Origin of the sequence: Nonlabens spongiae (assembly GCF_002117125.1) — a bacterium.
In the GTDB taxonomy this organism is placed as follows: domain Bacteria; phylum Bacteroidota; class Bacteroidia; order Flavobacteriales; family Flavobacteriaceae; genus Nonlabens; species Nonlabens spongiae.
Genome location: NZ_CP019344.1, coordinates 3020438 through 3039267 on the forward strand (window position 1 = coordinate 3020438; position 18830 = coordinate 3039267).

An 18830-nucleotide genomic window follows, 5' to 3' on the forward strand; every position below is an offset into this window, starting at 1 on the left:
GCTTTCGCGAAAGCGAGATAATTTTCATCCTACTTATTTTCAAACATCTATCCAGTAATATAGGCCTCGTGAGTTTTTTCAATAAATGAAAATTCCCACACAACGGTTATATTTGAGTATGAAACACCAGCTAACCGCCTTGCTGTTAATTTGTCTAAGTTTTATTGCAAGAGCCCAAACTACCGACCTAGCCATCACGCTGGAAGCACGTAATCTTACTGGAAACGCTATCTCACAAGCTCATATTTATGAGCGATACACCTATTTACTTACGATAAGCAACACCGGTGCGCCAGTGTCAGATGCAACTTTTAGTTTCAACTTAAGCTCCGTTGAGGAGATTGAAAGTGCAGTAGCTCAAAATATTTTGGGAGGTGCGACATCGCCTTCAAATATTGACATCAATCAATCGGCAGTTTCAGGTACTTTGTTAAATATGCCTAACTCATCCAGCGTTGAGATACTGATCACCGTGAGGGCAGAACCTACATTTCTAGGTGGAGCAACGGCTATGGCAACCGTGCAACCGCCTCCTGGAACTACAGATGTGAATCCAGCGACAAATGATTCTGTGATCAGTATCATCATGACGGAACGAGACATCATCTTTGATATCACGCAATCACAAATAGCTCCAGCTGGAGGAGCTGGCATTTCTAACTGGGGGGACACGGTAAGTTATGAAATGACGATTACTAATAACTCGAGCATCGAGTATCCTCTGGAAGATTTTGAGTTGTTTGTCAGTAATGTGAACAGAGCGGGATCTGCAATTTACACATTTATAGATCTGCAATGTAGTTCATCAAGTGGTATGAGTTGTCCCACACTGGATGGTTTGAGCACCGTCACCACTACAGATGTGATTGGGAATTTTCGCTATTATATCCATGGAGAGCCTGTTGTTTTTCCTTCTGGCGCATCTTTTACCATGCAGGTAAGTTATACTTTAGACGAGGGTGGTTGTGATCGAGATGCTAGAAATATCCCTCTGATCATGGGAAACAGGCTTACGATTATCCCTTTTCTCAATAACACAAATTTTATCCAGACCGATACTATTGAAACCGCCACATTAATCAATGATCCCTGCCAATGTGTGGATCTAGAAACTGAAGTCATAAGAACTTCTCCTACGGCTTCATCAATCAATGCTTGGACCGATGTGGTCACATATGAATTCACTTACTCAAACAACGGTCCGATAGAAGTGCCGGCTTTTGTTTATATGGTCAATGGGAGTACTGTAGGAACTGAGATTGAGATTCTGACCGCTGAATGTATATCAACTAGCGGTCCTGTAGACTGTAATGATTTCAATATTACCATCACACCAGACACGAGGTGGGTGACTAGTCAATTCCAATTTCCCCCAAATTCTAGTATCACCATACGAGTGACCGTTGTTTTTTCTCCTCCAGAATGTACTCAAGGAGGTGCGCTGCCTAATCTCGCTGTAAGGGGTGTGGCAACTGAATTTGACAATGATGTCTTAGAATGTGATTCTACAAATAATTCTGTAGCTGACCGTATCGATGGATTACCTGTAAACCCTTGTAATAATGATCCAGGTGATGGTGAACTTATTGAGTTGGAAGAGGTGCAGGTTTCACCTGTTCCTGGAGCTGGGCCCTACCCGTATGGTGAAGTGAGTTATGAAATAATTATGCGTAATACAGACTCAATAGCCCATCAGATTAGATTTAAAGATCTACAATCATCAGACGGTACGGGAATATTACGTTCTATAGATTGTATTGGAACTACGGGAGGAGCTTCATGTCCATCAAGTTTAAATGCTCGGATCGATCAGCCAAATCAAAATGGAGATACCTTTTGGGAAATTTTGGATGCTGATGGTTTTATGATGCCAGCAAATAGTTCTTTGACTTTTGAGAAAGTTATTGACTGGAGGCCTCCATGTCAAGATACTGTCTTCTCGGTTGCAGATAATTTGGTTATGGAAGCAGTGGATTCAAACCTAGACGTCATCGATACGGTCACGGCAAGCGTGGCGACACCCATGGTTCCTTGTGTAGATATCGTGGTGCAAACATTTCCGTCCATAACTTCAGCACCCATTAATACTGATTTTGAATGGGTTGTCGATATAACCAATTCAAATGTGAGCGTGGATGCAAGTGACCTGACTTTTAATAATTTAATGCATCCCGACTTTGAAATTACGGGTACGCCTATTTGTTCTGTTGTTAACGGTACGGCTAGTTGTATGCCTACTTTTAATATTAATGGAAATGCGATAGAAGCCGTAATTCCTAGCATGAGTTCTGGGTCTACCATACAAGTGCGTATTCCCACGAGAACGCCCAGTTATGGAGGGAGTTTTGAAAATAGGGCAGAGGTACAACCCGATTTTGAGGTGACAGGTGAGACTACACCCAGTTCTAATATATCGACATCCAGTCTATTTATATTAACGACTCAAACAAGCAAAGAGTTTGAGCCTTCTGTTATTAACTCTGGCGAGGTTTCTACCCTAACTTTTAACTTGCGTAACTCAGTGGGGTTGCCTGCTCAAAGCGGTATCAATTTTACCGATAATTTACCAGCAGGTATGACCATTTCTGGTGAGGCCTTTTGGGTCAATCAAAATGGTGCGTTGGGAACATTTACTGGTGTGGTTGGAGGAGATGCATTTGGTATTCAAGATTTGAGCTTTCCATCAGGTACTGATGAGGTTTCTTTTGCAGTAGAGGTGACTTGTACAGATCCTGGGATCTACATCAACGATTTTCAGAATTTCTCAAATCTCAATAACTTAGATGTTTCCACTGTATTTGCAAGCTTAGAAGTTCTTCCAGTGCTGGATCTTGCGATTACCAAAACCGTTGATATTCTTGATCCAGAAGTTAACGACACGGTAACCTTTACTATAGAAGTGCAGAATTTACAGACTGCAGGTGCTACCGGTGTAACCGTGCAGGAAAATCTGCCTAGCGGTTATACTTACGTTTCTCATTCTACAGATGTGGGAATTTATGATTCGTTAAGTGGTGTGTGGCAAGTGGGCGATCTCGCTGCAGGGGCGACTACTTCCATGCAAATTACGGTAAGTTTGAACATCCCAGGGGAATTTATCAATGTAGTTACGGTAGATAGCATCTCAACTTTCACAGACATTGACTTAGAAAACAATACTGCTGAAGCTTTCGCCAGACCAGATTGCATCGTGGTGCCAGAAGGATTCACGCCTAATGGTGATGGCCGCAACGATACTTTTGAAATCAGATGTATCAATTTGTACCCAGAGAGCGAACTTGTGATTGTCAATCGATACGGGAGCACGGTATATAAAGCCACAAATTATCAGAATGATTGGGATGGCACGCCCACTCAGGGATTATTGCACGATAGCGATAAAGCACTACCCACGGGTACCTATTACTGGAAACTGGACCTCAAGGATGGATCACAAGCTCGGGTAGGGTGGTTGTATATTAATTATTAGGTATTACGCTTTCGCGAAAGCGAGCTAAATTAACATACCTCTTTAGATTTTATCAAAACAGCTTTTCTATGATCTCTAAAAATTCGGCTTTGTTTTCACGACTAACCGGAATCAATTTACCATTTTCTAGAACGATATAATAACCATCTGTCTTACGCACTTCCTTGATGAACTTGAGATTGATAAGGTAAGAGCGGTGGGGCTTGTAGAAGTAAGGACTCTTGCTTAACTGTTCGGCAAACCTGCCTAGAGGCTTGCAGATATTTTCTTTGTTCCTGCCTTTGATAAAGACATCTGTATACATGCCTTGTGCCTGTAGGTATATGATCTCGTCGTATGGAACAAATAGAAAGCCTTTGGGCACTTCAAGGGCTATTTTGTCAAATTGTAAATTGATCATGTTTTTTTCCAACTGCGCCAGCCTATCGTTAAGCCTTGTGTTTTCATGATTTTTAAGTGCTCGTTCTGTGGCGTTGAGCAGCTCCACTGGATCTATGGGCTTAAGCAAGAAGTCAATGGCACTTGTTTTAAAGGCCTCTATGGCAAATTCATTATAGGCAGTAGTGAAGATGATCTCAAAATCGATTTCATCATTGCCAAAATGCTTCACGATATTTAAACCGCTGACACCCGGTAATTTTATGTCCAAAAATACCAATTGAGGACGCTCCTTCTTGATGATACGTACTCCGTCTTCTAGATTTTCTGCCTCAAGAAATGTGCTTTCTGGATATGCCTCGTTGATCAAGTTTCCGATCAAGTTGCGGGCGCGTGGCTCATCTTCTACAACTATATATTTCATGGATTGATGTTAGGAAGGTTGATGACGACCCTAGTTCCAGATGATAGGTTTTGCTCATCAAAAAGGTCGTGGATAAATACTTTTAGGTTTGCGTCATGGTACTTGTTCATAAGCTCCAGCCGATTCTTGTTTGCAATCATGCTAAATGACTCATGATGGACATCGTTTGATAGCGATTTAGCTTTTTCTCTTCCCACACCATTATCTTCAATGATGATTTCAATACCGCTTCCTTGCAGTCGCGAAAATGAGACCACCAATTTTTTCTCACCCTTTTTATGGTGCAATCCATGAGTGATGGCATTTTCCACATAGGGCTGAAGCAGCAGTGAGGGCACGGCGGCATTATCAAGATCAATATTATCTGCAATCACAATGGTATAAACGAAAGTATCGCCAAAGCGCTCCTTTTCAAGATCTAGATAAAGTTGTAATGCTTCAATTTCCCTGCGTAGGCTTATAAAGGCGCGACGACTGTGATTGAGGTACATGCGCATCAACCTAGAAAATCGCACTAGATAAGAAGAAGCAAGCAACTTATTATTAGACAAAATATAATCTTGAAGGCTGTTGAGGGAATTGAACACAAAATGCGGATTCATCTGCGAGCGCAGATTTTCCAATTTGAGTTGGGTCAGGTTCTTTTCTCTAGTTTCCCTCTCGAGCTCCTTTTGCATTTTGCGCTTTACAAATCTTCCTCTTAAAAAGTAGATTAGCCATAATATAATAGCTGCGCAGGTAATGCTTAGTCCTATGAACCACCACATTAGGAAAAAGGGCGTTTCAATTTCTATAGGTAGAATAAGAGGTGATGCGACAGCTCCTGTAAACAAATTTTGAAATCGAACCTTGATCTCGTGATTTCCTGGTGGTAGATCATTAATGGTTTTTTGAAAGTTTTTTTGATAATCGATCCACTCGCCTTTTTGATCTACAAGCGGTGTAAATCGATTCTGAGGGAATAAGGCGTCATCTACAAACTGGAGTTGCACACTTCTTGAATTATAAGCTATCCTTAAAGTTTTTAATGAATCTTCAGCATTTGAGTACGACTCAGATAAAGTTCTGAAGTTAGGAGCGATAATTTTCTGACTAAAGATGGATTTTGAAATTTTGAGAATCCTGCTGGAGGTAAGCACAAAAAGATAGTCAGAATCGGTCTGTAGCTCTGCAGCCTCACTCCATTTTATGGTTCCCTGAGCATCCACGCGGGATTCCTGATGGCTGATTAGGGATTTTTTTATGAGGCCGTTGTCCGTTAATATAAAGATCAGGTCTCCTTGAATGCTGAAATCCCTAATGTTGAAAATGCTGCCACTACCTTGAATTTTGAACTCTTCAACATTCCATTTGTCATTAGAAAATTTTGCACGTAAGAGTTGGCCATTTTCATCTAGAACAATAATCTCCTCACCGTAACTATAGGCTTGAAATTTTCGTGGCGTGATGGAAGATCCGTTGAAACCTAAAACCTTTTCAACACCTAAGTTAGAATTTAAAACTTGGAGCGATCCAGCAAATTCTGCCACGATTTTTCCAGGAATTAAAGGTTTAATTTGCGAGGAACGTCCGTTGATATGTTTAATGACTTTAAAATTCAAGTCTGTCTTGATCAGCTTGTTATAGGTAGCTATAAAATAGTTTTGTTCAACTTTGATGATATCCTTGACTCCTGGAAAAGAAGCTGTGATTTCACTTTTATTCCCATATAAATTATAGATGTCTTGATTGATCAAGAAAGCTTCGTTTTCATTTATTCTGATCAGTTTTTGATCTGACCTTCTTTTGATTTCAGTAGAATGAAACACACCATTTTCATCTAGAAAGAACAATCGCGCGTCGTCTACTATAAAATAAAGTCCATTGTCTTTGGTTAAAAAGTTCGTGATCAAATAATCAGCTCGATTGGGAAGGTTTATTTGTTCAATAGCAGTATTGGGCAATACGTAGATGCCATCTTTATAAGTGCTGATCCAAAGAGACCCATTTTCGTCTCTAAAGGCATCGGTGACCGTGCGATGTTTCAATACGTTTTTAATGTCATAAGAGCCGTCTTGTTTAAGCCGATAGATAAACAAACCTTTTGAGGTGCTGATGAAAATCTCCTCATTATGTGCATGCAGGCTTGTGATCACGAGATTCTTGATACCATTAAACGATTTTAAATGTCTTTCACTTTTTCCCAGCTCATAAACTTTTACCTCATCTTCATCATTTAGCATGATATGCCATTGATTGGCGTGCCTAAAAAGTTGCGCTCCCCCTGTTACTTTATCATGGCGTGAGTAGCTACGGATTAATTCAATGCGTTCATTCTTAAATTTATACAATCCATTTCCTTGGAAAAAATACCATGCATTATTGTAATGAACTAAATTAGATCTCAGTACATCTGGATCTGGAGTTTTATAAGATTCAATCTGCTCTTTATTTTTGATTAGGAAAATATTTTCCCGTTGTAAAACGGCAACCTGTCCAGCTTCTGTACTGATTAAAGGCATGCCTCCATCTATTTGAGGAGCAAAGGATTTAATAACGGAAAGGGAATCCTTTTTTAATAGCAACACCTGTTGCGCAAGGTTTGACATCCATACCTGACCTTTACGATCCACATTGAGATTGAATACCGCACGTCCCTTCTGGCCAGCAGCCCTATGCAATTCTACACCCTGGTCATTCATTCTTAAAAGACCATTTTCTGTCGCCGCGTATAGGTTCCCCAGGCCGTCCTTTTTTATGGAGTAAATCGTCTTGGCTGGCAATGCGACATAATCATCCAGTTTAAAGAGATAGGGTTGTATTTCTTGCGCCTGGACTAAAAAAGTGGTGAATAATAAAAAGTAGAGTGTTTTTTTCAACATGTAAAGCAATTGCGGCGACAATCTTAAAATTACCGCCGCAATGAATCATAAAATTACTGTAATATCAAAAAATACTCAAAACACATAATTTATTTTATAAATATTCTTTTCGTAGTGGTGTTGCCACCTTTGATTTCCACCTTGAGGATGTAAAATCCAGTTTTCAAGCCAGCGACCTCAATTTTGTTCTGGGTAGATCTTTTGACTACTTGACCGTGTAGGTTGAATAATTCCGCTTTCGCGAAAGCGAGATCACCACAATCCACGTAGATCATATCAACAGCGGGATTTGGGTAAACAGAGATTTTTGATAATTTGCTATTGTCCAATCCAGCCGTTGACCCAAATTCGTAAGCTCCTATATCTATAGAGTTGCCCACAATGCGGTTGTTGCCAGATAAATCCATGCTTGTATTACTCAATGAGGAGTTCCCAGAATCTATTAATATAGAGCCGCTCACGGGTCTAAAGTCTCCGTTTATTGCATCAACAAAAGATGGGTCTGATGCAAAAATAGTGTTGACTTCATCAGCATCTGGAATGGCTGTAAAAGCAACGTCAGTCACGTTAGAATCAAAGTCGTATAAATAGGTTCTATTATTGTTTTGATTGACTCCTATAGGAGTAATTGTAAAGCCTCCAGCATCTGTACTTCCATTAAAAACATTGTTATAGATTTCTATAGACATATTATTATTATTTGCTTCTGGTTGATCAAAATATATGGATCTAAAACTTTGAGTATTAAGATCTTCATTCCCAGCGATCGTGCAGTTAATCATTACAAAATTGAGGACACCCCCTAGTTCCATAACTCTAGCTTGAATGGCACTAGCATAATTAGGCTGAGAAGGACCTGGTAGATCATTTGATAGGTTTGATGCTATGACAGTATTTGTAATCGTTGCATCGAGAATACTTCCTGCCCTCGCACCTAATGTTATTCCACCTTGAGCGGTCAAGTTATTACGCACGATACAGCGATCCATGGTAAAAGTGCTTACACCCGTATTGATAGGTTCATAAAGCACTACAGATCCTCTAAATCGTGCTACGTTACCCTCAATAATACAGTTTGAAATTGTAAAGTCAGTCAGATCATTTCTTATCAGAATGGCTCCAGAACCGTTTAACGAGCTTAGAGAGTCAGCCCCCATGGCACCACTTAGGGTAATACCATCCACGATCACACCATTGACCTGTACATCTAATAATTTATTGATGTTTTCGCTGCGTGTAGCATTATCAGCCACCAGGACAGAGTCGTTATCGTTGAGATCGCCAGTTATGATGGTTAGGTTAGCCTCTGGATCTCGCTGGTTTACATTTGTTTCAGACCCGTTGAAACCTCCCAAAATACTTACTGTTTTGTCAATAGTCATTACAGGAATAGTTCGGTTAGTTGTGGTTGAGGTATACGTACCATCTGCAATCCATATTTCTGCATTATCATCTGCAATAGCTATAGCAGCTTGTAGGTTAGTCACTGCATCTGTCCAGCTAGTTCCAAATTGATTTCCTGTTGCATCAACATCTACGTAAACTCGAGATTGACGTGCGAGTCCAGGTTCATTACTTAGATTAATAGCATCACCTAGCGCTAGTTCTCTATTGTAGATACGTATATCATCGGTTGCGCTACGCAATCCGAACTGACTAACTATTGGTGATAAAATGAAAGGAGCACCAGCGCTCAATAAACTACCTGTAGAATTGACCACGTTAGAACCTTGAGCTTGAGCTATATTGCCATTGACAAGAACATTTACAGCAAAATTTGAAGTCCTTCTGGCTACGTTTACGACCACATGTGCCCATGCTGGTTGACTTAGAGCCGGATGCGTAAAGACTATGGTTTGATCTGCTGTCGTCGTTTTCACTCTAACTGCAAATTCGTTTCCCGCGCGTTTAGTAACTCTGACTCCTTCGCCCTGTGGGTCAAACATTTGCAGAATACCTTCTTCATTGTTGCCCACAATAGGATTTTCAAACAAGTACCAAAAACTGAAAGAAATCGTATTAGTTGCTTGATTTAAAACCAAACCGTTAAATTCTTCCTGACGGTTGCGTAAAGCACTGTTCATGTTACCGTCGCGGTCATTTCTCAATAACCATCCTGAACCTTGGGGCACCAAATCTCCTACGCCTGGATTTGCCTCATTAACAAACGAGCCACCCGTAAATTTATAGGTTGCAAGAGCACCACTTGGGATTTGAGCACATAAGAAACCAATGCTCAATAAATTGATAATAAGTAAAACTTTTTTCATGAATTGTTGATTTTGATGCAAAACAACTTTTTTAAAAAGTCTTACGGCGTTTTTTTTTCTAGAATGTCCGCTTCATTTTCTGAAAGGACGAATAAGTACAATTACAATCTACCCTTAATTGTTAAGTTCTTCTTAAATCAACAAATCATCCTCGATCCATTCTTTAAGCCATTTTGTGCTTGTTACATTCGCAAAAATTGAAAATTTTATGAGTCAAGTACAAGCAAATGACACCGTTAAAGTTCATTACACAGGTAAACTCAAAAATGACGGGAGAGTCTTTGATTCTTCTAGAGATCGTGAACCACTAGAGGCTAAACTAGGTCAAGGACAATTGATCCCAGGTTTTGAAAAAGGACTGATCGACATGAAGGTCAATGAGACCAAAACGATCGAGATCCCAATGAATGAAGCCTATGGAGATATCAAAAAAGAGCTTTTCCAAAAAGTTGAGCGTCAGCATTTGCCGCAAGAGATCAAGTCTGAAGTAGGTATGGGTCTCATGGCTACAAATCCTGATGGATCTGAGCGCCAGTTGAGAGTTGCAGATGTAAAGGATGATTTTATCATCGTTGATGCAAATCACCCACTAGCAGGTCAGGATTTAGTTTTTGATCTAGAAGTAGTAGGGATTAACTAAATCATCCAAAAATTCAGATACAAAAAAACCAGCGCGAGAGCGCTGGTTTTTTTATGGTTGGTTGGATAACAAAAATCAGATCAAATTATTTAACATCGTACTTTTTTACTGTTTCGCCATCTTTCATAATTGCGGCTCCCATCTGTCCTGCTGCAAGGTTGAGTACAATGTATTGTCCATCTGGTTTACCAGCTTTATACATGGAGGCAACCTCTAGTTTTCCTTCTTGAACCGGTACATTCTTATACATAAAATAATTAAACTGTGCGTTTTCCATATCTGGCGCCATAAAGATCTTTTCTACTCCTTCCCGCACATTTACCACTTGGCCAGGTTTCATATCCCCAAATTCCCAGATGGAGCTATCGCCTGCATCGGTACATGACATCTATTACCTCAAGGACATTAAAACCCAGATTAGAGACTGCATTTTGATAGGAGACAAGGGCTATCTATCGGCACAGATTCAGCTTGACCTTTTTAAGAGCTGCAAAATAAAACTCGATACCCCCATGAGAAAGAACCAACTGGACTATAAAAAACAGCCATACATCTTTAGAAAATCAAGGAAGCGTATAGAGACACTCTTCTCCCAATTGTGCGACCAATTTATGATAAGACGCAATTATGCCAAGTCCTTCAAAGGCTTTAAGACAAGAATAATATCCAAGATAGCAGCGCTGACCGTAGTTCAGTACATCAACAAACACATCTTTAGAAGGAACATTAACAATATTAAGATCAACATTATTTAAAATGCACAACGGGTTATAAAATAAAATAGCAACGACTAAAAGACATCATGCGATGAGTGCTTTATCTATTAGATCTTTACAAGCAAACATCACGATTAATTTTTGCTGCGATTCGTATCTGATTTCTGACTTAATCTTATTATAATCATGATTGTCGATAAGACTAGAGCAAATGTCATGAATAGCGTCATCACATTTCCCGCGAGTAGGTTTTCAATAAACACTCCTTTAAAGACTTCTGATGACACAAATAACACGATGACGATGTACCCTAAAATTTCGAGTTTGGTCAATTTCATTTGTTTTTCCGATTTGATTGTTTCCTTTTAATAAGAAAAGCGAAGAATAGAGCTATAAGCCCTCCAAAAATTGCAGCTTTTTAAATGTCAAAAGATATATCCATGGGTTGGTTTTATTAAGAAATTCTAAAATACTTGCTGAATTTATCTTATGCAAGCTCAATATCTATTTACTGATCAAATTTTTTAGAATTTTTGCTTTCGCGAAAGCGGGAATAAAAAAAGCGATCCTATCGCTAGGACCGCTTTTAAAACTATCAGATGGATGATCTTACATCATTCCGCCCATGCCGCCTGGCATACCCCCTGGCATACCACCACCAGCTGGCTCATCTTCTTTAATATCAACTAGAGCACACTCTGTAGTAAGGATCATTCCTGCAACTGATGCTGCATTTTCAAGAGCAACACGTGTTACTTTCTTAGGATCGATGATTCCTTCTTTAAGCATGTCTACGTATGCATCGTTTTTAGCATCGTAACCTTGGTTTCCTTTTGATTCAAGAATTTTAGCGATTACCACGCTACCTTCACCACCGGCGTTCTCAACAATGGTTCTCAATGGAGCCTCGATCGCGCGAGCAACGATGGCTACACCTGTTTCTTCATCGGCGTTTGCGGCTTTAAGTTTAGTAAGAACTGATTTTGCTCTTACCAAGGCTACACCACCACCGGCAACGATTCCTTCTTCAACGGCTGCACGAGTTGCGTGAAGTGCATCATCTACACGGTCTTTCTTCTCTTTCATCTCTACCTCACTAGCAGCACCTACATAAAGTACGGCAACACCACCAGCAAGCTTAGCAAGACGCTCCTGAAGCTTTTCCTTATCGTAGTCTGAAGTTGTGTTCTCGATCTGAGATTTGATCTGACCTACACGGGCTTTGATATCATCATTTGACCCAGCACCGTTTACGATTGTCGTGTTATCTTTATCGATATCCACTTTCTCAGCAGTACCTAGCATGTCGATGGTTGCGTTCTCAAGAGTGAATCCACGCTCTTCAGAAATTACAGTTCCACCAGTCAAGATCGCGATATCCTCAAGCATTGCTTTTCTACGGTCTCCAAAACCTGGAGCTTTTACCGCTGCAATCTTCAATGAACCACGTAGTTTGTTTACTACAAGAGTTGCAAGAGCTTCACCATCTACATCTTCTGCGATGATCAAAAGTGGCTTGCCTGTTTGAGCTACTGGCTCAAGAACCGGCATCAACTCTTTCATAGTAGAGATCTTCTTATCAAAGAGAAGGATGTAAGGGTTCTCTAACTCTGTAGTCATTTTCTCAGAGTTCGTTACGAAGTAAGGAGATAGGTAACCGCGGTCAAACTGCATTCCCTCAACTACATCTACGTAGGTATCAGTACCTTTTGCCTCTTCAACGGTGATAACACCTTCTTTACCTACTTTCCCGAATGCCTGAGCGATCAAATCACCCACCATATCATCATTGTTGGCAGAAATAGAAGCAACCTGCTTGATCATATCACTGCTGTCGCCTACTTTTTTAGTCTGCTTGTCAAGATCAGCGGTAATAGCCTCGACAGCTTTATCAATACCACGTTTAAGATCCATTGGGTTAGCACCCGCAGCAACGTTTTTCAAACCTTCTTTTACGATAGCTTGAGCAAGAACCGTAGCGGTAGTCGTACCGTCACCAGCGAGGTCGTTAGTTCTGGAAGCAACTTCCTTTACCATTTGAGCTCCCATGTTTTCGAGCTCGTCTTTCAATTCGATTTCTTTTGCAACGCTCACACCATCTTTAGTTACTGCTGGAGCACCAAATGATTTCCCGATGATTACGTTACGACCCTTAGGTCCTAGAGTTACTTTAACTGCATTAGCAAGTGCGTCTACACCACGCTTGATGCCGTCTCTAGCTTCTAAGTCAAATTTTATGTCTTTTGCCATTTTTATAGGTTTTAGGCCTTAAGCAGTAAGCTATAAGCTCAAAGTGCTTTAAGGCTAATTAGATTTAAGTTTTTGTTTTAGAGTGTAAATTTTTCTTTTGATGGTGTTGATGCTCTCATGAAGATCATCGCGAACACTAATGTCTATATAGTTTAAATCAGAAGATGACAATATCAAGTATTCCACTTCATTTGCAGATCCAAGTGCGATGCTCAAAAATCTATTGAATTCTGCATCTGACTCTCGACCACAGCCTTCTGAAATATTTGTAGGGATAGAAGTCGATGCTCTTCTGATTTGAGATGTCAAGCCATAAATCTCATCTTTGGGAAACCCTTCTGTCGACTTATAGATTTTCAAAGTAAGCTCATGGCTTAACTGCCAAATTGAATACTTCCTGAAATCTCTCATATTAGCCTAGTGCTTATTGCTTAGAGCTTATAGCATCAACGCTTTCGCGAAAGCGAGATCCAAAAGATTCCAATCAAAAATTATGATTTATACGATCGCTAATATGTCATCCTCACGCATCATGAGGTAATCGTTACCCTCAAGCTTGAGCTCAGTACCACTGTACTTACCATAAAGAACAGTGTCACCCACTTTTACGGTCATGTCGTGATCCTTTTTTCCTTTACCTACTGCTACCACTTTACCTTGTTGTGGTTTTTCTTTTGCTGTATCTGGGATATAAAGTCCAGAAGCTGTTTTTTGCTCTGCTGCCACCGGCTCGATAAGCACGCGGTCAGAAAGAGGTTGAATATTTACTGCCATTTTATAAGTTTTAATGATTAATCTGTTGCGCACTCTTCCATTTATGTGCCATTTACAGCTTACTGACAAATTGCCGCAAATGATCTAGGTCGCTGAAAAAATGACAAGCTGATATGTAGCATATTTGAAAAGAAAGCTCCCCTCTTTTTTTTGTATAAGACGACTGAGGTACGAGAGAGAAGAATGTAGAAGGGGCTGTGGCTATAGAGAAATCTATTTGCACTTCTCAATATGAAGCTCCCCTCTCTCTTGCATCCGACGATCGAGGTACGAGTGAGAGGAATGCAGGAGGGGTTGAGGGTGAGGCTGATAGGAGCCAGAGGTGAGGACAAGACACAAAAAAAATCCAGCCGTAAGACTGGATTTTTATCAATTGTGAAATGAGTTTTTCTAGATAGAATCGTTTGCTGCACCTTGGGTAGCTTCCGTTTCTTCACCGTCGAGTACAGGTGCGCTGTCTACTTGCTCTACCGCATCTGGATCAGCGATCTGACGGTTTGTAGTAGATGTTCCGCTAATCAACGTTGTGCTGGCAAGCAAAATCAATACTAAAAGAGCCGTAGCCAGTACCCAAGTACTCTTGTCTAGGAAGTCTCCAGTTTTTTTAACACCACCCAATTGTTGCGTACCACCACCACCGAAAGCACTGGAGAGACCGCCACCTTTAGGATTTTGAACCATGACCACTACTACCAGTAGAAATGATACTAAAACGATTAGACCTAAGAATATATAAAATGTCGTCATCTAGCTGTTACTTTGTAAATCCTTGATTTTCTGAATTTGGTCTGCAAAGAAACTACTTTTTTCTGGATGCTGCAATATTAAAATCTCGTATGATTTTATGGCTTTTGCATAGTTTTTCTGAGCCATATAGACTCCTGCCAAAGTCTCTGTCATAAGAGGTGCTGCAGGATTCTCAATCTCTATATCTACAAATTCAACTTTGCCTTTTGCAGGTTTGATTTTTGGCTTATCTGCGAGGAAACGATCGATGCGGGCCATTTTCTTTTTGCGTAGTTCCTCGTTAATATTAATTTCAGATTCTTGTGTAGCTGAGGTTTTTTCAACGGGTTCTAGACTGGTGAGTTTAAGCCACTCGCTAAAGCTGTACACATCATTTCTAGAAAAATCTAAGGGTTGCTCGTCTACTTTATTCTCTTTTTTCTTAAAAAGTTCTGGATCGTTCACTTTTGAATAAGCGCCGGTTTCATCAAGGTTTTCTGATTTTGCTCTTACCAACTCTGCGTCGACCTTAATGGAATTCAGCTGATTTTGCTTGATGCTTTTGCTGGTGTCATCTTGAATAAACTCGGGCGAAGTGATGAAATCAAAAAGCACAGACCGATCTGTGGTAATGGCAGCTGTTTTTTGAAGCTCTCTGTTGTATTGAGGGCTGTTTTCTAGCTTCAAACATTTTAAATACAAGCTTCTAGCTGCTTGAAAATAGGGATGTTCATCAACGATCTGAGCAAGTTGAGACAAATCGCTACCGGTGACTTCTTGCGGATTTTCAAACAAGTGTTGCAATCGCTCCATCCACTACCAGTTTGCTAAAGTTGCATTCACAATATCTTGAGTGATCTGTCCATAAATGACCTCCAGCGCTGTATCCAGCGTTGCCCCCTGCATGGCTTGATTTGCATCATAGTCATAAAAGAAACTGAAACGCTTTTCAAAACTGGCTTCGTCGTCTTTAGTATTGATGAATCTCACGTTTACCTCTATAGTCAGTCTATTTTGAGAGGCAAGATTGTCTGCTGTGGCTGTGATTGGGGCTATGTAATACCGCGTTATTTCTCCTTGATAGATATAGTCGCCATTTGCTGTTACGAGATCCAGACTGGTTTGCTGAACAATTAAATTTTGTAGTGCTAAAGTAAAAGTTCGCTCGATACCTGGTTCGACAAGAGTTGCCTCGTAACCAAAAAAATCAACTTGGAAGGTCTTGATATTATCAGGAATGGAAACACTAGTGAATCCATAGCTCACTCCGCACGATTGCAGTCCCGCAGCAATCAGCAATGATAAAACCAGTGCAGCTCTCCTAAAGATCATATTGCTTGATTTTACGATAAAGCGTACGCTCTGAAATACCAAGATCCTCAGCGGCAGCTTTTCTTTTTCCTTTATGACGTTCTAGTGATTTTTTGATCAGTTCAATTTCTTTATCCATTAACGAGAGTGACTCTTCTTCTTCTACTTCTTGGGCAAAATCATAGCGATCCGTACTTTCCACAGTTTCAGGTTCACTGTTGTCGTTTACAATAGCTGTGTTAGCATACGATTGGGGTGTGTCAATTGTAGTTTCAGAGTAACCGTTATCTATAATTTCTTCATAATCATCCACCGCACTTTCATTGCTGAAAACACGCTTGATCAGATTAGGATTTTCTTCTCTCACTTCGTTGGCATTACCTGAACTCATCAACTCGTTAGTCAGCTTTTTCAAGTCGTTGAGGTCGTTTTTCATGTCAAAAAGCACCTTGTAAAGAATCTCTCGCTCATTCGCAAAATCACTATCACCTTTCTTGCTTTCTTTTACAATCGCCGGTAGGTTTTTACCAGCATCAGGTAGGTAATTGCGCAAGGTTTGAGCATCGATCGCTCTATCTTTTTCTAAAACGCTGATCTGCTCAGCGATATTGCGCAGTTGCCTGATGTTCCCGCTCCAGCGGTAGTTGCTCAAAAGTGAGACGGCATTCTCATCCAGTCGCACGGTAGGCATCTTGTACTTCATCGCAAAGTCACTGGCAAACTTCCTGAATAACAAATGAATATCACCTTTACGTTCACGTAATGGCGGCAAGTGAATCTCAACCGTGCTTAAACGATAGTAAAGGTCTTCTCTGAATTTCCCTTTCTCAATCGCTTCAAACATTTTAACGTTTGTAGCTGCTACGATTCGCACATCTGTTTTCTGAGTGTTTGAAGAACCTACTTTTAAAAACTCTCCGTTTTCTAAAACACGTAATAAACGTACTTGAGTAGGTAGAGGCAGTTCACCGACTTCGTCCAAAAAGATCGTTCCTCCATCAGCTACTTCAAAATATCCCGATCGGGTAGTAGTGGCTCCGGTAAAAGCTCCTTTTTCATGGCCAAACAGCTCTGAGTCAATGGTTCCTTCAGGAATCGCACCGCAGTTGACAGCAATGTACTTGGCGTGTTTTCTAAAGGATTGAGAATGGATGATTTTTGGAATACTTTCCTTTCCCACACCACTTTCTCCAGTAACCAATACAGAAATATCAGTTGGGGCAACTTGCAAGGCTTTTTCAATCGCACGATTGAATCCTGCATCGTTACCTATGAGTTCAAATCTATTTTTAACCGACTGTACGCTTTCCATATTATTTCTGGGTTTCGTAAGTAACAGGTCCTTTCATATCGCTAAGACCGATCGGTGTTCCTATAAGTGTCGCACTAGTACAATCTGTCACTTCTACCATTACATAGTCACCTACTTTATAGTTCTCTTTTGGGAAAACGGTTACGTAATTCTGACTGTTTCGTCCGGCCCAGTGCTGATCTGATCTTTTGGATTCTTTCTCGATCAGACATTCCACCGTTTTGCCCACAAAAAACTGAGCTCGTTCAAATCCAGTTCTACGTTGAACGGCTATAATTTCATTGAGGCGTCTTTTCTTCACGTCTTCTGGCACATCGTCTTCCAGTTTTCTAGCCGCAAGCGTTCCTGGACGTTCTGAATAGGCAAACATGAATCCATAATCGTACTTCACATATTCCATAAGACTTAGTGTATCTTGATGGTCTTGCTCGGTTTCTGTTGGGAAACCTGCGATCATATCTTGCGAAATAGCACAGTTGGGAATGATGGCGTGAATACGATCGATCAATCGCATATATTCCTCTCGGGTATGCAAACGATTCATCGCTTTAAGAATGCGATCACTACCTGATTGTACCGGTAGATGGATGTAATTGCAAATATTGCGATGCTCTGCAATAGCATGCAACACATCATCACTTATATCTTGCGGATTGCTCGTTGAGAAGCGTATGCGCATGTGAGGTTGCGCTCTGGCAACCATGTGTAAAAGATTGGCAAAATCCACCGCCGTCGCTTGCTGCATGGGTGTGGCATTTTTGAAATCTTTTTTGAGACCGCCACCATACCATAAATAGGAGTCTACGTTTTGTCCTAGAAGTGTAATTTCCTTGAATCCCTTGTCGGCGAGTTGTTGTACTTCTTCAAGAATGGATTGTGGGTCACGACTACGCTCACGGCCACGCGTAAATGGAACTACACAAAACGTACACATGTTGTCGCAGCCACGGGTGATGGATACAAATGCGGTGACACCGTTAGAGTCCAGTCTTACGGGTGCGATGTCTCCATAAGTCTCGTCCTTACTCAAAATAACATTTACTGCGTCACGTCCTTCATCAACTTCAGCAACTAGATTAGGTAAGTCTTTATAGGCATCTGGTCCTACAACCATGTCTACAATCTTTTCTTCTTCCAGAAATTTTGATTTGAGACGCTCTGCCATGCAACCTAAAACCCCCACCTTCATTTTGGGATTAGCCTTTTGCTTGACTCTTTGGTACTTTTCCAGCCTCTTGCGCACGGTTTGTTCTGCCTTGTCCCTTATGGAACAGGTGTTTACGAGTACGAGATCTGCTTCTTCAATATTACTGGTCGTATTGAATCCTTGATCAGAAAGAATCGATGCGACAATCTCACTATCAGAAAAGTTCATCTGGCAGCCATAGCTCTCGATGTAGAGTTTCCTGCTGTTTTGCTCTTTTGATGTAAGTTCCAGGGTCGTTCCCTGCTGTTCTTCCACTATTACTTTTTCCATCCCTTTGCTCCGTTCTTAGAATCTGCAAATATACTTCAAGTTAATTTCAAGTGACACAATGGCAGTATTTTTAACGTTGCTGGAGGTTAGTGGTTGTTACGCTTTCGCGAAAGCGAAATTATTTAAATGCTTTTTAAACTTCTAAGTACGATGAAGAAACAAGATGTAAGACTCATGAGGCAAGACCTGTAGAATGTGTTCCGTCGCCTTAAGATTGAAACA

At 40.6% G+C, this 18830-nt stretch carries 14 protein-coding genes and 1 pseudogene; 3 read left to right on the top strand and 12 right to left on the bottom strand.

Going from position 1 to position 18830, the window contains the following annotated elements; translation table 11 throughout:
* Window positions 1-118: 118 nt before the first annotated feature.
* Window positions 119-3469, top strand: a complete 3351-nt coding sequence (locus BST97_RS13885) for a T9SS type B sorting domain-containing protein (protein ID WP_169711570.1) — start codon at window positions 119-121, stop codon at window positions 3467-3469.
* Between the two features lie 52 nt (window positions 3470-3521).
* Here the strand turns inward: BST97_RS13885 and BST97_RS13890 are convergent, their stop codons facing one another.
* From BST97_RS13890 to BST97_RS13900, 3 genes are all read right to left on the bottom strand, one after another.
* Window positions 3522-4271, bottom strand: a complete 750-nt coding sequence (locus BST97_RS13890) for a LytR/AlgR family response regulator transcription factor (protein ID WP_085767801.1) — start codon at window positions 4269-4271, stop codon at window positions 3522-3524.
* Entirely contained in the window at window positions 4268-7132 is a 2865-nt protein-coding gene (locus tag BST97_RS13895) for a sensor histidine kinase (protein WP_085767802.1), read from the bottom strand. The genes BST97_RS13890 and BST97_RS13895 overlap by 4 nt, the downstream gene beginning before the upstream one ends.
* Window positions 7133-7221: 89 nt before the next feature.
* The gene (locus BST97_RS13900) at window positions 7222-9402 is read right to left on the bottom strand and encodes a T9SS type A sorting domain-containing protein (protein WP_085767803.1); all 2181 of its coding nucleotides are present in this window, start codon (window positions 9400-9402) and stop codon (window positions 7222-7224) included.
* 208 nt (window positions 9403-9610) lie between these two features.
* On the opposite strand from BST97_RS13900, the gene BST97_RS13905 reads away from it, so the two are divergent.
* Window positions 9611-10042: an FKBP-type peptidyl-prolyl cis-trans isomerase gene (locus BST97_RS13905; protein ID WP_085767804.1), complete on the top strand. Its 432-nt coding sequence runs from the start codon at window positions 9611-9613 to the stop codon at window positions 10040-10042.
* A gap of 85 nt (window positions 10043-10127) precedes the next feature.
* Here the strand turns inward: BST97_RS13905 and BST97_RS13910 are convergent, their stop codons facing one another.
* On the bottom strand, window positions 10128-10382 hold the full coding sequence (locus BST97_RS13910; protein ID WP_085767805.1) for a hypothetical protein: 255 nt from the start codon (window positions 10380-10382) through the stop codon (window positions 10128-10130).
* A gap of 19 nt (window positions 10383-10401) precedes the next feature.
* On the opposite strand from BST97_RS13910, the pseudogene BST97_RS13915 reads away from it, so the two are divergent.
* Window positions 10402-10797: pseudogene (locus BST97_RS13915) on the top strand (transposase); the annotation flags it as partial.
* A 570-nt stretch (window positions 10798-11367) separates the two neighbouring features.
* On the opposite strand, the gene groL reads toward BST97_RS13915, so the two are convergent.
* From groL to miaB, 8 genes are all read right to left on the bottom strand, one after another.
* On the bottom strand, window positions 11368-13008 hold the full coding sequence (groL, locus tag BST97_RS13925) for a chaperonin GroEL (RefSeq protein ID WP_085767807.1): 1641 nt from the start codon (window positions 13006-13008) through the stop codon (window positions 11368-11370).
* Window positions 13009-13062: 54 nt separating this feature from the next.
* Window positions 13063-13419, bottom strand: a complete 357-nt coding sequence (locus BST97_RS13930; RefSeq protein WP_085767808.1) for a four helix bundle protein — start codon at window positions 13417-13419, stop codon at window positions 13063-13065.
* 87 nt (window positions 13420-13506) lie between these two features.
* Window positions 13507-13782 carry a co-chaperone GroES gene (locus tag BST97_RS13935; protein ID WP_085768271.1) on the bottom strand — a complete coding sequence of 92 codons (276 nt, stop codon included), beginning with the start codon at window positions 13780-13782 and terminating at the stop codon, window positions 13507-13509.
* Window positions 13783-14172: 390 nt separating this feature from the next.
* On the bottom strand, window positions 14173-14529 hold the full coding sequence (gene secG, locus BST97_RS13940) for a preprotein translocase subunit SecG (protein WP_085767809.1): 357 nt from the start codon (window positions 14527-14529) through the stop codon (window positions 14173-14175).
* Window positions 14530-15321 (bottom strand): hypothetical protein, encoded by a 792-nt coding sequence (locus BST97_RS13945; RefSeq protein WP_085767810.1) that lies wholly within the window; start codon window positions 15319-15321, stop codon window positions 14530-14532.
* Window positions 15322-15324: 3 nt separating this feature from the next.
* Complete coding sequence (gene lptE, locus BST97_RS13950; protein ID WP_085767811.1) at window positions 15325-15840, bottom strand: LPS assembly lipoprotein LptE; 516 nt, start codon at window positions 15838-15840, stop codon at window positions 15325-15327.
* Window positions 15830-17131 carry a sigma 54-interacting transcriptional regulator gene (locus tag BST97_RS13955; protein ID WP_085767812.1) on the bottom strand — a complete coding sequence of 434 codons (1302 nt, stop codon included), beginning with the start codon at window positions 17129-17131 and terminating at the stop codon, window positions 15830-15832. Before BST97_RS13955 ends, lptE begins: the two co-directional genes overlap by 11 nt.
* Before the next feature lies 1 nt (window position 17132).
* Window positions 17133-18608 (bottom strand): tRNA (N6-isopentenyl adenosine(37)-C2)-methylthiotransferase MiaB, encoded by a 1476-nt coding sequence (gene miaB, locus BST97_RS13960; RefSeq protein WP_085767813.1) that lies wholly within the window; start codon window positions 18606-18608, stop codon window positions 17133-17135.
* Window positions 18609-18830: the final 222 nt, after the last annotated feature.